Consider the following 12,941-nt stretch of genomic DNA (forward strand, 5'->3'; position numbering starts at 1 on the left):
CCCGCTCCTCCCGTCCGTACCGCCCGGGTACGCCGCTGTACTCAGAAGGGGATCCACATGTCGCAGACGACCGTCGACAGACCCGTCGACACCGAACCTCCCACCACCACGCACGCCACCGATCCGAAGGGGCGGTCGATCACTCGGATCATCGTCGCCGCCGGATTCGCCCTGATCGTCGCCATCCTCCTGCTGCTGAACTTCACCGGATCGAGCGAGGAATCGTCGCGCATCACGATCGGGTTCTCGCTCAACAGCTTCTTCCTCTGGTTGGGCGCGATGAACCCGCTCATCCAGATCCCCGTCATCCTGGCCGTGTTCGGGCTCGTCGTGGGCATCATCCTGGTGCTCATCGAGTACGCGCCCCGCCCGGGTCGCGGCTACTTCATCATGCGGCTCGTCGCGTGCCTGGTCATCCCGGTGCTCGCCTTCCTGCTGCTGCGGCCCTACGCCAACGCCGTCCTCTACGTCGTCGCGATCGCGCTGCTCGTCGGTGCGCTGCTCTTCTTCGCGGACTTCCGGTCGCGTCAGGGCGCGGGCTATCTGTTCCAGCTCATCCTCTTCATGGCCCCGGCCAGCATCATGCTGGCGCTCGGACTGATCTACCCCGCGATCGCCACGATCTTCAAGTCGTTCTACGACAAGTCGGGCGAGCAGTTCGTGGGCCTGGAGAACTACTTCTGGGTGTTCACGAACCCGACGGGCACGGCCTCGGTCGTCAACACGATCCTGTGGGCGCTCCTCGCTCCCACGATCTCCGTCGCCATCGGCCTGGCGTACGCGGTGTTCATCGATCGTGCCCGCGGCGAGAAGGTCCTGAAGGTCCTGGTGTTCATGCCCGTCGCGATCTCGTTCGTCGGCGCCGGCATCATTTGGAAGTTCATGTACGACGCCCGCCAGGGGGAGCAGGTCGGCCTGCTCAACGCGATCGTCACGGCATTCGGCGGCGATCCGATCCAGTGGCTCGCCATCAAGCCGGTCATCAACACCCTCATGCTCCTGGTGGTGTTCATCTGGACCCAGACCGGATTCGCCATGGTGATTCTGTCGGCCGCGATCAAGGCGGTGCCGACCGAGCAGCTCGAGGCGGCGCAGCTGGACGGGACCAATGCCTGGCAGCGGTTCCGCAACGTCACGGTGCCCGGCATCCGGTCGTCGCTCATCGTGGTCCTCACGACCATCACGATCGCGTCGCTCAAGGTGTACGACATCGTGGCGGTCATGACCGGCGGTCGCGATGAGACGACCGTGCTCGGCTTCGAGATGGTCAACCAGCAGCAGCGATTCCAGAGCTACGGGCACTCGTCCGCGCTCGCCGTCGTGCTGTTCCTGTTCGTCCTGCCGCTGATCATCTACAACGCCCGATCGATGGCCAAGCAGAGGGAGATCCGCTGATGACCGTTGCAGCCCCGGCCGCGCCCGTCGACACCCGCACCAAGCGCCAAGTGGCGCGCGACACCCGCCGCAACGAGGCGATCGCCCACAAGAAGCTGACGTCGAAGGGCGCGACCATCGCGGCCGTCATCATCGCCGTCTTCTGGACGATCCCGACGTTCGGCCTGTTCGTGACGTCGTTCCGACCCGGTGCCGACACCCAGTCCACCGGCTGGTGGACCGTCTTCACCAATCCCGAGTTCACCCTCGACAACTACGCCGAGGCGCTGACGTCGGGCGGGACGTCCACGACGCTCGCGTCGGCGTTCATCAACTCGCTCGCGATCACCATCCCCGCGACGGTGTTCCCCATCGTGATGGCAGCCCTCGCCGCCTACGCGTTCGCCTGGATCGACTTCAAGGGCCGCAGTGCGCTGTTCGTGTTCGTCTTCGCACTGCAGATCGTGCCCCTGCAGATGGCCCTGGTTCCGCTGCTCAGCCTCTTCTCGGAGGGCCTGACGATCAACGACGTGCCCATCTTCCCCGGCTTCGGCCTGAACGAGGTGCAGTACAGCTTCGCCCGCGTCTGGATCGCCCACGCGATCTTCGCCCTGCCGCTGGCGACTTTCATGCTGCACAACTTCATCGCCGAGATCCCGGGCGAGATCATCGAGGCGGCGCGGGTCGACGGCGCCGGCCACGGGCAGGTCTTCTTCCGCATCATCGTCCCGCTGGCAGCCCCGGCCATCGCATCGTTCGCGATCTTCCAGTTCCTGTGGGTGTGGAACGACCTGCTGGTCGCGACGATCTTCGCGTCGCCGGGCGCGCTGCCGATCACGCAGGCGCTCAACTCGCTGTCGGGCACGTGGGGCAACCGCTGGTTCCTGCAGTCGGCGGGAACCTTCATCTCGATCATCGTGCCGCTGATCGTGTTCTTCGCCCTGCAGCGCTTCTTCGTGCGCGGCCTGCTGGCAGGTGCGACGAAGGGCTGATCGGCAGGATCGGATGCCGCTGGGGTGCGGGGGCTGTCAGCCCTCGCACCCCAGTCTTTGCTGGATCGAGCGCATCAGGTCGATCTCGGCGCTCTGCGTCTCGATGACGCCGCCGGCGACCTGGACGGCCCGCGGGTCGCTGCCGAGGTCGACGAGAGCCTGCGCCATGGGGATCGCGCCCTCGTGGTGCCGGATCATGAGGCCGAGGAACGTGCAGTCGGCGGCGACCCCGGTCTCGGCATCCAGCTGCGCCAGCTGAGCGGGCGTGGCCATGCCCATCTCGGCGCGGAGCTCTTCGTCGCTCGGCTGCTGCGCCTGAGTCCCGTGGTTGTGAGCGGGGTGCCCGACCATCCACTGCATGAGGGGCGCGGTGGATGCCTGCGGCAGCCCCCACTGGACGAGCCAGTCGTAGAACTCGCCGCGCTGGCCCGCCTGTGCGGTGGCGATATCGAACGCAAGCGTGCGGATGCCCTCATCCTCGGTCTTGCGATAGATCGTCATCGCCATCTCGATCGCCTGCGTGTGGTGCACCTGCATGTCACGGGCGAACCCGGCCTCGGGGGAGGAGCCGCCGGGAACCGACGGGGAGGTGCCGAAGGCGGAGAAACGTCCTACCGCGAATGCCGAGCCCGCGACCGCGAGGACGATGAGGAGCACCGCCCACCAGCGCAGGCCGGTGGATGACGGGACGGGGATCTGCGCGCCCGTCTCCGCCGTGACCTCGTCCGTCACGCCTTGCCGGGGCCGTCGATCGCGCCCGAGCAGATCGCGTTCGGCTCGGGGACGTTCTGGCTGCGCCAGTACTCGGTGAAGAAGTCGCGGATGCGCTCGTCGTCGGCCGAGTCGACCTTCAGCTGCGCGTTCCAGGCGCTCACGGCGATGGGGGTGTCCATGTCGGGGTACGGCGTCAGCAGCGCGTACGTGCTCGGCATGTAGCCCTCGAGGGTCTCGATGTCGGCATCCGATACCTGGGCCGGGTCGTACGTGATCCAGACGGCGCCGTGCTCCATCGAGTGGACCGCGTTCTCGTTCGCCTGCGGCTCGGTGTAGACGCCGCAGTTGAGCCAGTACGGGTTGTGCTCGCCACCGGCCGGCGGGTTCTGCGGGTACTCGACGGTGCCCTCCACGTGCGTCGTGATGTTCTGGAACGTCTCGACCCCGGGGATCTCGCGACCCGTGCTGTTGCCGGCCTCGTACGTGACGGGCCGAGGCGCGAGGATGACCGACGCGGCGATGAGGCCCACCACGGCGACCGCGGCGGTCGAGCCGACGACCCACCACGTCAGCTTGCTGCGACGTCGCTTCGCCAGCTGCTTCTGGTACTCGGCGAGCTTGGCCTGCTTCTGCTGCTCGCGCTGCTGCTTGACGGTGAGGTTGATCTGGGCCTGGGCGGCAGGATTGCCGCTCGTTCGCTTGTCGGCGGACGGAGTCATTGCTGTGACCTCGGTTCGGGGGCAAGGGGAGTGTCGGAGCGCGCGCGGCGCGGAGCCAGCCTATGCGCGTGAATGGTGAATCGGCTGAGAGGCGCGAACGACGCGGAGCGGCGGCGGGTTACGATAGAAGGTCGCTCAAAAACGCTGCTGCCACGAAACGAAGAAGACGTGCCCGAAACTCCTCCCCATCATTCCTCCTCCGCCACCGGGGCGATCCGCACGCTGGGCTCGAACCCGGCTACCGCGCCCATCATGCTGCATCCGGGTGACGCGATCCCGACCTCACGCCGCGTCATCTACATCATCCTGCTCGGCGCGCTGACGGCGCTCGGGCCCTTCACGATCGACCTTTACCTGCCCGCCTTCCCCGCGCTGGAGGCCGACTTCCAGACGACGGCGGCGGCGATTCAGCTGACGCTCACCGGAACGATGGTCGGCTTCGCGCTGGGCCAGCTCATCGTCGGCCCGCTCAGCGACAAGCTGGGGCGCCGGGTCCCGCTGCTGTGCGTGACCGCGCTCCACGTGCTCTCGAGCACGGCCGCCGCCATCGCCCCGACCCTCGAGCTGCTGAGCGCCGCCCGGGTCTTCATGGGGATCGGCGCCGCGGCGGGCGGTGTCGTCGCGATGGCGATCGTGCGCGACCTCTTCGGCGGACGCCGGCTCGTGGTGATGCTCAGCCGACTCGCCCTGGTCTCCGGTGTCGCCCCGGTCGCCGCCCCGCTCGTCGGCTCGGGCCTGCTGACGGTCATGCCCTGGCGCGGCATCTTCGTCGTGCTCGCCGCGTACGGCGCGGTGATGCTGATCGCCTCGCTCTTCCTCGTGCCCGAGACCCTGCCCAAAGCGCGCCGCCGCGACAGCGGTTCCGCCACGGTCTGGCAGCGCTACCGCAGCGTCCTGAGCGATCGCATCTTCATCGGCGTGCTGATCATCGGCGGCATGACCTTCAGCGGACTGTTCTCGTACCTGTCGTCGTCGTCGTTCCTCTTCCAGCAGACCTACGGCTTCGATCCGCAGCAGTACGGCGTCCTGTTCGCCGTCAACTCCCTCGGAGTCGTGCTGGGCGTGCAGACGGCGTCGCGGCTCGCCGCCCGCTTCGGCCCGCAGTGGGTCATGGCGGTCTCGACCGCCGTGCTCGTCATCGCGGGGGCCACCATCATCGTCACCGACCAGCTGGGGCTGGGCCTGTGGGGCACGGTCGTGCCGCTGTTCTTCTTCATCACGGCGTGCGGTTTCACCTTCCCCTGCGTTCAGGTGCTCGCTCTCGACCGTCACGGCCGAGCCGCCGGGACCGCGGCATCCCTGATCGGCGCCGTCAACTTCGGCGTCGCCGGCTTCATCTCGCCGCTCGCGGCGTGGATCTCGGGCGGCTCGGGCATCACCGCGACGACGATGGCCTCGGTGATGGCGGGGTGCGCCGTGGTGGCGGTCCTCTCGCTGTGGCTCGTCGTGAGGCCGCGCAGCGTGCCGCAGCTCTCTCCCTGATCGCTGCTCCCAGCGCAAGGGGCGGGGTCGAATCCGCCGCCGTCGACACAATGGACGGATGAACGACGCTCCGCCGACCGACCCCCGCCGACTCTGGCCGCGCCGCGCCGCCATCGGTTTCGTGCTGGTGGTGGCCGGTGCGCTGCTGGGATGGTGGCTGTTCACGCAGCTCGGCCAGCCCTTCGCGATCGACCGGTGGTGGAACGAGACGCTGCCGGCCGACCCGGGCGCGGTCGGCCTGGTGTTCGGGCTCGTGATGAACCGGATCGGCGGCACGTGGGTCGGCGTCTTCGCGATCCCGATCGCGGTCGCCGTGGCTCTGGTCCTGCTGCGACGGCCCTGGGCTGCGGGCTATTTCCTCGTGGCGTCGGCGCTGAGCGCGCTGGTGGTCCAGCTGATCAAGAACCTCGTCGATCGGTCGAGACCCGAAGACATCCTCGTGACGACGGATGCGGGCTCATATCCCTCGGGGCATACGGCAAATGCGGCCACGATCGCGATCGTCGCGATCATCCTCTTCCCGCGCGTCTGGGTCGCGCTCGTCGGAATCGTCTGGACCCTGCTGATGGCGCTCAGCCGTACGGTCGTGCACGCTCACTGGCTCTCCGACACCGTCGGTGGGATGCTGCTGGGCGCCGGCGTCGCCCTGATCGTGGCCGCCATGTTCACCGAGCAGCTCGAACGCGAGCGCCGCGCCGTGCGAGAGCGGCGGGGCTAGGCTCGCCGGCATGAGCGTCTCGCCCGACGACCCGGCCATGCCCTCCGACGACGCGATCGCCGCAGCCGATCTCGCACGACTGCGTGCGGAAGCGGAAGCCGCTGAGGCCGCGCTCGTCGCCGCCCGAGCTCGAGCCGCCCTGGCCGCCGCCGAGGCAGCCGCCGCGCGAGCCGGGTCGGCCCCGGCCGGGGACTCGGCGCCGTCGGCTCCGACCGGCGAACCCGAGCCGTCGGCGGCCGGGGAAGCCGAGCCCTCCGGGGCGGCGGTTCCGCTCGACCGATCCGAGGTCGACGACATCCGCCGGGGCTACACGTTCGACGGTCCCGTCCTCGAGCTCGGGGCGCTCCTGAACGGCGAGCCGCAGCGTGATGCGCTCGTGCGGATCCCGCTGGCGATGACGAATCGTCACGGTCTCGTTGCCGGCGCCACTGGCACCGGCAAGACCCGCACGCTGCAGGTTCTCGTGGAGCAGCTCGCCGCCAACGGCGTGCCGGTGTTCGCGGCCGACATCAAGGGCGATCTCTCGGGTCTGGCCTCGGCGGGCGAGCCGAGCGAGAAGCTCCTCTCGCGAACGAGCGCGATCGGGCAGGACTGGTCGCCGCGTTCTTTCGCGACCGAGTTCCTGGCGCTCGGCGGCCGTGGGGCGGGAACGCCGGTGCGCGCGACCGTCTCCGGCTTCGGCCCGCTGCTGCTGAGCCGCGTGCTCGGACTCAACGCGACCCAGGAGTCGAGTCTCGGTCTCGTCTTCCACTACGCCGACGCGAACGGCCTGGCTCTCGTCGACCTCGCCGATCTGCGGGCGGTGCTGACCTACCTCACGAGCGATGACGGCAAAGCCGAGCTCGCGGAGCTCGGCGGACTCTCCAAGGCGACGGCCGGCGTCATCCTCCGCGAACTCATCACCTTCGCCGACGCCGGGGCGGACGTCTTCTTCGGCGAACCGGAGTTCGACGTCCGAGACCTGATGCGGACCACGGACGCGGGCGAGGGCATCGTCACCCTCCTCGAGGTGCCCGGTGTGGCCGACCGCCCAGTGCTCTACTCGACCTTCCTGATGTACCTGCTCGCGGAGCTGTTCGAGGTGCTGCCCGAGGTGGGTGACGTCGACAAGCCGGAGCTCGTGTTCTTCTTCGACGAGGCGCATCTGCTGTTCCGCGACGCGTCGAAGGACTTCCTCGCCGCGGTGGTGCAGACGGTCCGGCTCATCCGGTCGAAGGGTGTGGGCGTCTTCTTCGTCACGCAGACGCCCAAGGACGTGCCGTCCGATGTGCTGGCGCAGCTCGGCTCGCGCGTACAGCATGCGCTTCGTGCCTTCACCCCGGATGACGTCAAGGCGCTGCGCGCGAGTGTGGGCACCTACCCGCGATCGGGCTACGACCTGGAGAGGGTTCTGCAGGAGCTCGGCACCGGCGAGGCCGTCGTCACCGTCATGAACGAGAAAGGTGCGCCCACCCCCGTCGCGTGGACACGGCTCCGTGCGCCGCAGGCGTCGATGTCGCCGGCAGCGGTGGAGGACGTCCAGGCCCGGGTGGCGGCATCCGAGATCCGGCCGCGTTACGCCGAGGCGGTCGATCGCGAGTCGGCGCGCGAGATCCTCACCGCTCGCATGAACGCCGCGCAGGCGGCTCTCGATGCGGCCGAGGCCGAGGCCGCGCGCCGCAAGGCAGAGCAGGACGCCGCGAAGCTGCGGGCGAAGGCCGACGCCGCCTACGCGAAGCAGCTCGCCGCCATCCGGAAGCAGGCCGCGGCCGACGAGGCGAAGGAGCGACGCGACGACGACCGGATGCTGCGCAGCATGACCTCGAACACGCGCTCGCGCCGGAGAACGCCGGCGGAGCAGATCCTCGGCTCGCGCGCGGCCCAGGAGGTGCTGACCGGCGTCATCCGGGGAATCTTCGGCACCGGACGGCGCTGAGCACCGGACGGCGCTGAGCACCGGACGGCGCTGACGGCGCGCCCGGGACGCGGGCGTCTCAGGGACGGATGATGTCGAGTGGCATCGTCGAGGTGTCGATGCGCGGATCGTCGTCCTGCCCGGCGACGAGCGCCTCGGCCTCGGCGATCGTCTCGACCGTCGGCACCGACCCGAGCAGCGGCCGCTGCGCCGTCTCGCGCATCGCGAAGAGCGCGACGGCCGCGAGCGCCGAGAAGAACATGATGTAGAACGCGGGCATGTAGGTGTTGCCCGTCCACTCGATGAGCGCCTGGCTGAACAGCGGCGTCGTGCCGCCGAAGAGCGACACCGCCAGGTTGTACGCGATGCCCATCGCGCCGAAGCGGGTCGCGGTGGGGAACAGTGCCGGCAGGGCGCTCGCCGAGATCGCGACGAACAGTGCGACCGGTACCGCGATGATGCCCAGCGCGATGAACACGGCCCACAGCTCGCCGATCTGCATGACGGCGAAGGCGGGGATCGTCAGGACGAGGGAGGCGCCGATCGCGAAAGCGTAGATGCGACGCCGGCCGAACCGGTCGCTGAGGCGCCCGACGAACGGCAGCGTCGCCGACATGACGATCAGCACCGGCACGGTCGCCACCGCGGCCGAGAGGTTCGAGAGTCCGACCTCCTTCTCGAGGTAGGTCGGCATGTAGCTGGTCAGCGCGTAGCCGGCCGTGTTGGTCGCGGCGACGATCGCCACGGCGACCAGGATCGTCCGCCAGTGGTGGCGCAGGATGCCGCCGATGCCGTGACGAGCCATCGGGTCGTCCTTGCTGGGCGCCGCGGCCGACTCCGACTCCTGCTCGAATGCCGGGGTCTCGGGGATGCGCAGGCGGAACCAGATGGCGACGATGCCGAGCGGGATGGCGACGAGGAACGGAATGCGCCAGCCGCCGTCGACCATCGCGTCGGGGCCCCAGAGCCCCTGCGTGATGAGGGTGGTCAGCGCGACGACCGTAGCGCCGGCGGCGAAGCCGACGTACGAGCCGACGTCGAGCCATGATGCCCAGAAACCGCGCGAGCGGTCGGGGGAGAACTCGGTCACATACGTCGACGCCCCGGCGTACTCGCCGCCGGTCGAGAAGCCCTGCACCATCTTCAGCACATACAGGGGGACGACAGCCCAGATACCGATCTGCGCAGACGTCGGCAGCAGTCCGATGAGCGCGGTCGCGGTCGCCATCATCGCCATCGTCAGGAACAGGACCTTCTGGCGCCCGATCCGATCGCCGAGCGGGCCGAGCACGATCCCCCCGAGGGGACGCACGAGGAACGACACGGCGAAGCCGAGGAGCGTCACGAGAAGGCCCCAGGGGTCGGGGATGTCCTCGGCGAACACCACCGTCAGGGTCACGGCGAGGTAGCCGTAGATCCCGAAGTCGAACCACTCCATGAAGTTGCCGACGACGGTGCCCGAGATCGCGGTGCGTACCTTCTTGCGTTCGACGACGATGACGTCGTCGACCTCGAGACGTCGGCGGGCAGGCCGCTTGGTGCGCGTGCGTGACATATTCGATTCTCCTCCGGCAGTGCCGCCGGGCTCGGGTCGCCAGACGACTGTCCTTCGCTCACGGGAGCGTAGACCCCGGTGCGGGGTCGTGCGCAACCTCGGCGACGGGCGTTGCGGTCCGGTGCGTCGCCGCCTATCGCGCGCACGTGAGGCGAACGGCCCGTACGCCCGGCCGGCGACCGTCCATCCGTCACGTGTCAAGTCGTGTCGGACGGGGCCGACGGACGCCTACCGTCTGATCATGACCGAGCTGACCGCACCCACCGGACACGAGCCCGAGCTGCAGGCGCAGCCCCGACCGGACGGATCCGCCCCGCGAGCCCTCGTCCTCGGCGCCACCGGGTACATCGGCGGACGGCTGGTGCCTCGCCTCGTCGCGGCGGGGTACCGCGTGCGCGTGCTGGCACGGACGCCCGAGCGGGTCGCCAGCTTCCCGTGGGGAGACGCCGTCGAGATCGTGGGCGGCTCGGCGGACGACGCGGATGCCGTCGCCGAGGCTGTCGACGACGTGGATGTCGTCTACTACCTCATCCATTCGATGGGAGCGGGGGCCGGGTTCGAGGCGGCCGACGAGCGGGCCGCCCGCACGGTCGCTGACGCCGCGGCGGCGGCATCCGTGAAGCGCATCGTCTATCTCGGTGGCCTGCACCCCTCCGATGCGGAGCTCTCGCCGCACCTGCGCTCGCGCGTGGAGGTCGGCGAGATTCTGCTGGAGTCCGGCGTGCCCACCCTCGTGCTGCAGGCGGGCGTCGTCATCGGGTCGGGGTCGGCGTCGTTCGAGATGGTGCGTCATCTCACCGATGTGCTGCCGTACATGCCGGCGCCGAAGTGGGTGCGCAACCGCATCCAGCCGATCGCCGTGCGAGACGTCCTGCACTATCTGCTCGGCGCAGCCCGCGTCGATCCTGAGCTGAACCGTGCCGTCGACATCGGCGGTCCCGACGTCTTGCGGTACGGACAGATGATGAACGGCTATGCCCTCGAGGCGGGCCTGCGGCAGCGCGCGATCGCGGCCCTGCCGGTGCTGACGCCCGGGCTGGCCTCCCACTGGGTCAACCTCGTGACGCCGGTGCCGCGCGCCATCGCCCGCCCGCTCATCGCGTCGCTTCAGAACGAGTGCGTCATGGACGACCACGACATCGACGACATCATCCCGCAGCCCGAGGGCGGCCTGACGTCGTACCGGACGAGCGTGCGGCTGGCGCTGGGCCGGGTGGACGCCGACGAGGTCGAGACGAGCTGGCAGGACGCCGACGTGCTCGGCGCGCCGAGCGACCCGCTGCCGAGCGACCCCGAATGGGCGGGCCGCACCGTGTTCACCGACGAGCGCTCCGCCGAAACGAGCGCGTCGCCCGAGCGACTGTGGGAGGTGATCGCCGGCATCGGCGGGACGAACGGCTGGTACTCGGCTCGCGCGCTGTGGGAGATCCGCGGCTGGATGGACCGTCTCGTCGGCGGCATCGGCCTCGCGCGCGGCCGCCGCAGCCGGGGAAAGGTGCGAGTGGGGGATGCGATCGACTTCTGGCGCGTCGAGGCCGTCGAGGAGGGCCGCCTGCTGCGGCTGCGTGCCGAGATGCGGGTGCCGGGGGAGGCCTGGCTCGAGCTCAAAGTCGCACCGCGCGACGGCGGTGCCCGGTATGAGCAGCGTGCGATCTTCTTCCCCCGCGGACTGGCCGGGCGACTGTATTGGCTCGGTGTGCTGCCGTTCCACGGGCTCATTTTCACGGCGATGGCCACACGCATCACCGAGATGGCCGAGGGGAAGGTCGAGGAGGGACGGATCGCCGTCGAGAACACCCATGCCGACGATGACACCGCCACGGCAGGCGCGGACGCTTCTAGGGTGGGGTCATGAGCCGCTCCGCCGCCGTCATCACCGTGTCCGACCGTTCAGCGCGCGGTGAGCGTCCGGATGCGGCCGGTCCCGTCGCCGTTGAGGCCTTGCACGCCGCGGGGTGGGAATGCGCAGAGGCCACCATCGTCGCCGACGGCGCCGCCTCCGTCGCCGAGGCGCTGCGCTCCGCGATCGCCGACGGAGCGCGTCTGGTCGTGACGACCGGCGGAACGGGCGTGGCGCCCCGCGACGAGACCCCCGAGGGCACGGGCCAGGTCATCGAGCGCGAGCTGCCCGGCGTGGCCGAAGAGCTGCGCCGCCGCGGCGTCTCCGAGACGCCCACGGCGGTGCTCTCACGCGGACGTGCCGGGGTGGCCGGCCGAACGCTCATCGTGAACCTGCCGGGGTCGCCGCGCGCCGTGGCATCCGGCATGGACGTGGTGACGGGAATCGCCGGGCACGTCGTCGCCCAGCTCGACGGGCACGATCACTGATGGGCGAGATCCGCATCGCCCGCATCACCGCGGAGCCTCTCGACGTCTCCCAGCACCTCGAGGCCGTCGAGTCATCCGCCGTCGGAGCGGTGACGAGCTTCGTCGGCACCGTGCGCGACCACGACCCGGATGCCGCGGGCACGGTCGCCGCGCTGCACTACGAGGCCCATCCCGACGCCGAGACGACGCTGCGAGCCATCGCTTCGGCGGCGCTCGGCGACCGCGACGGCGTCGTGGCGGTCAGCCATCGCATCGGCGACCTCGCGGTGGGCGATGCCGCGGTCGTCATCGCGGTGGGCACGGCGCACCGGGGTGACGCGTTCGACGTGTGCCGCGAGCTGATCGAGGCGATCAAACGCGAGCTGCCGATCTGGAAGCAGCAGATCGAGGCCGACGGCACGACGGCGTGGAAGGGGATCGGCGGCTGATCGCGTCGAACCCGGGCCGTCTCAGCCGCCCGCGAAGGGCGGCAGGATGTCGACGGTGACGTCGGGCCCGATCTCGGTGGTGTCGGCGACGCGTGCGCCGTCGACCAGGATGGCGCACTTCGGCAGGATCGCCGCGAGCCCGGGGTGCTCCCGCGACAGCGCGTCGCGCAGGGCGCCGAGGCTGCTCTCGGAGCGATCCTCTTCGGGCCTCCCCGCGCGCTCGGCGGCGGCCGCGAAGTAGCGCACGCGGGCCATCAGGCGTCCTCGCCGGGACGTCGCCAGTCGCCGCTGCGGCCACCGGACTTCGCGGTGATGCGGACGTTCTCGATCGAGGTCGCCTTATCGAGGCCCTTCACCATGTCGACGACGGCGAGGGCGGCGACCGAGACCGAGGTGAGCGCCTCCATCTCGACGCCGGTGCGGTCGGCGGTGCGTGCGGTCGCCTCGATCTCGATGCCGTCGTCGGTGATGTCGAGGTCGACGACGACGCCGTGCACGCCGATCACATGCGCCAGCGGAAGCAGCTCGGGGGTGCGCTTCGCAGCCTGGATGCCGGCGATGCGTGCGACGGCGAGGACGTCGCCCTTCGGCACGGCGCCGTCGCGCAGCGCTGCGACCACCTCGGGCGAGCAGCGGACGAATCCGCGAGCAGTCGCCGCGCGGACGGTCGGCTGCTTCGCGGTGACGTCGACCATGCGGGCGTGACCGGCGTCGTCGAGGTGTGTGAAGCTCATGCC

13 protein-coding genes are annotated in these 12,941 nt (G+C 69.9%); 8 read left to right on the top strand and 5 right to left on the bottom strand.

The genetic code is table 11. The features are described from left to right. Window positions 1–57 precede the first annotated feature (57 nt). Together VC184_RS04050 and VC184_RS04055 are read left to right on the top strand one after the other, a co-directional pair. Window positions 58–1,395, top strand: a complete 1,338-nt coding sequence (locus VC184_RS04050) for a carbohydrate ABC transporter permease (RefSeq protein WP_323987342.1) — start codon at window positions 58–60, stop codon at window positions 1,393–1,395. Beyond that, entirely contained in the window at window positions 1,395–2,366 is a 972-nt protein-coding gene (locus VC184_RS04055) for a carbohydrate ABC transporter permease (protein WP_112613533.1), read from the top strand. Before VC184_RS04050 ends, VC184_RS04055 begins: the two co-directional genes overlap by 1 nt. 36 nt (window positions 2,367–2,402) lie before the next feature. Here VC184_RS04055 and VC184_RS04060 read toward each other — a convergent pair whose 3' ends face one another. Further along, window positions 2,403–3,098 (bottom strand): DUF305 domain-containing protein, encoded by a 696-nt coding sequence (locus VC184_RS04060; protein WP_323987344.1) that lies wholly within the window; start codon window positions 3,096–3,098, stop codon window positions 2,403–2,405. After that, the gene (locus VC184_RS04065) at window positions 3,095–3,799 is read right to left on the bottom strand and encodes a DUF3105 domain-containing protein (protein ID WP_112613535.1); all 705 of its coding nucleotides are present in this window, start codon (window positions 3,797–3,799) and stop codon (window positions 3,095–3,097) included. Before VC184_RS04065 ends, VC184_RS04060 begins: the two co-directional genes overlap by 4 nt. Before the next feature lie 252 nt (window positions 3,800–4,051). Here VC184_RS04065 and VC184_RS04070 point away from each other — a divergent pair, with 252 nt between their 5' ends. Genes VC184_RS04070 through VC184_RS04080 form a run of 3 tightly spaced genes read left to right on the top strand, consistent with a single transcriptional unit; the run spans window position 4,052 to window position 7,914 of the window. Further along, the gene (locus tag VC184_RS04070; protein ID WP_094262140.1) at window positions 4,052–5,281 is read left to right on the top strand and encodes a multidrug effflux MFS transporter; all 1,230 of its coding nucleotides are present in this window, start codon (window positions 4,052–4,054) and stop codon (window positions 5,279–5,281) included. 58 nt (window positions 5,282–5,339) lie between these two features. Then, window positions 5,340–5,999: a phosphatase PAP2 family protein gene (locus tag VC184_RS04075; RefSeq protein WP_269267448.1), complete on the top strand. Its 660-nt coding sequence runs from the start codon at window positions 5,340–5,342 to the stop codon at window positions 5,997–5,999. Between the two features lie 10 nt (window positions 6,000–6,009). Continuing rightward, entirely contained in the window at window positions 6,010–7,914 is a 1,905-nt protein-coding gene (locus VC184_RS04080; RefSeq protein ID WP_407667127.1) for a helicase HerA-like domain-containing protein, read from the top strand. A 58-nt stretch (window positions 7,915–7,972) separates the two neighbouring features. Here the strand turns inward: VC184_RS04080 and VC184_RS04085 are convergent, their stop codons facing one another. After that, complete coding sequence (locus VC184_RS04085) at window positions 7,973–9,448, bottom strand: MFS transporter (protein ID WP_323987346.1); 1,476 nt, start codon at window positions 9,446–9,448, stop codon at window positions 7,973–7,975. Between the two features lie 241 nt (window positions 9,449–9,689). Between VC184_RS04085 and VC184_RS04090 the strand changes: the two genes are divergently transcribed. Genes VC184_RS04090 through VC184_RS04100 form a run of 3 tightly spaced genes read left to right on the top strand, consistent with a single transcriptional unit; the run spans window position 9,690 to window position 12,204 of the window. Then, the gene (locus tag VC184_RS04090) at window positions 9,690–11,303 is read left to right on the top strand and encodes an SDR family oxidoreductase (protein ID WP_323987347.1); all 1,614 of its coding nucleotides are present in this window, start codon (window positions 9,690–9,692) and stop codon (window positions 11,301–11,303) included. Next, window positions 11,300–11,776 (top strand): MogA/MoaB family molybdenum cofactor biosynthesis protein, encoded by a 477-nt coding sequence (locus VC184_RS04095; RefSeq protein WP_323987349.1) that lies wholly within the window; start codon window positions 11,300–11,302, stop codon window positions 11,774–11,776. Before VC184_RS04090 ends, VC184_RS04095 begins: the two co-directional genes overlap by 4 nt. Then, window positions 11,776–12,204 (top strand): molybdenum cofactor biosynthesis protein MoaE, encoded by a 429-nt coding sequence (locus VC184_RS04100; protein WP_323987351.1) that lies wholly within the window; start codon window positions 11,776–11,778, stop codon window positions 12,202–12,204. The genes VC184_RS04095 and VC184_RS04100 overlap by 1 nt, the downstream gene beginning before the upstream one ends. Window positions 12,205–12,225: 21 nt before the next feature. Here the strand turns inward: VC184_RS04100 and VC184_RS04105 are convergent, their stop codons facing one another. Together VC184_RS04105 and moaC are read right to left on the bottom strand one after the other, a co-directional pair. Beyond that, window positions 12,226–12,459: a MoaD/ThiS family protein gene (locus tag VC184_RS04105; protein ID WP_323987353.1), complete on the bottom strand. Its 234-nt coding sequence runs from the start codon at window positions 12,457–12,459 to the stop codon at window positions 12,226–12,228. Beyond that, on the bottom strand, window positions 12,459–12,938 hold the full coding sequence (gene moaC, locus VC184_RS04110; RefSeq protein WP_112613541.1) for a cyclic pyranopterin monophosphate synthase MoaC: 480 nt from the start codon (window positions 12,936–12,938) through the stop codon (window positions 12,459–12,461). The genes VC184_RS04105 and moaC overlap by 1 nt, the downstream gene beginning before the upstream one ends. Between the last annotated feature and the right edge of the window lie 3 nt (window positions 12,939–12,941).

The organism is Microbacterium plantarum (assembly GCF_035231185.1).
GTDB classification, from domain to species: domain Bacteria; phylum Actinomycetota; class Actinomycetes; order Actinomycetales; family Microbacteriaceae; genus Microbacterium; species Microbacterium plantarum.

Bases quoted from the DNA above. Each gene is read 5' to 3' on its own strand.
- VC184_RS04050 (WP_323987342.1), top strand. From the start codon at position 58: ATGTCGCAGACGACCGTCGACAGACCCGTCGACACCGAACCTCCCACC.
- VC184_RS04055 (WP_112613533.1), top strand. From the start codon at position 1,395: ATGACCGTTGCAGCCCCGGCCGCGCCCGTCGACACCCGCACCAAGCGC.
- VC184_RS04065 (WP_112613535.1), bottom strand. From the start codon at position 3,799: ATGACTCCGTCCGCCGACAAGCGAACGAGCGGCAATCCTGCCGCCCAG.
- VC184_RS04070 (WP_094262140.1), top strand. From the start codon at position 4,052: ATGCTGCATCCGGGTGACGCGATCCCGACCTCACGCCGCGTCATCTAC.
- VC184_RS04075 (WP_269267448.1), top strand. From the start codon at position 5,340: ATGAACGACGCTCCGCCGACCGACCCCCGCCGACTCTGGCCGCGCCGC.
- VC184_RS04080 (WP_407667127.1), top strand. From the start codon at position 6,010: ATGAGCGTCTCGCCCGACGACCCGGCCATGCCCTCCGACGACGCGATC.
- VC184_RS04085 (WP_323987346.1), bottom strand. From the start codon at position 9,448: ATGTCACGCACGCGCACCAAGCGGCCTGCCCGCCGACGTCTCGAGGTC.
- VC184_RS04090 (WP_323987347.1), top strand. From the start codon at position 9,690: ATGACCGAGCTGACCGCACCCACCGGACACGAGCCCGAGCTGCAGGCG.
- VC184_RS04095 (WP_323987349.1), top strand. From the start codon at position 11,300: ATGAGCCGCTCCGCCGCCGTCATCACCGTGTCCGACCGTTCAGCGCGC.
- VC184_RS04100 (WP_323987351.1), top strand. From the start codon at position 11,776: ATGGGCGAGATCCGCATCGCCCGCATCACCGCGGAGCCTCTCGACGTC.
- VC184_RS04105 (WP_323987353.1), bottom strand. From the start codon at position 12,459: ATGGCCCGCGTGCGCTACTTCGCGGCCGCCGCCGAGCGCGCGGGGAGG.
- moaC (WP_112613541.1), bottom strand. From the start codon at position 12,938: ATGAGCTTCACACACCTCGACGACGCCGGTCACGCCCGCATGGTCGAC.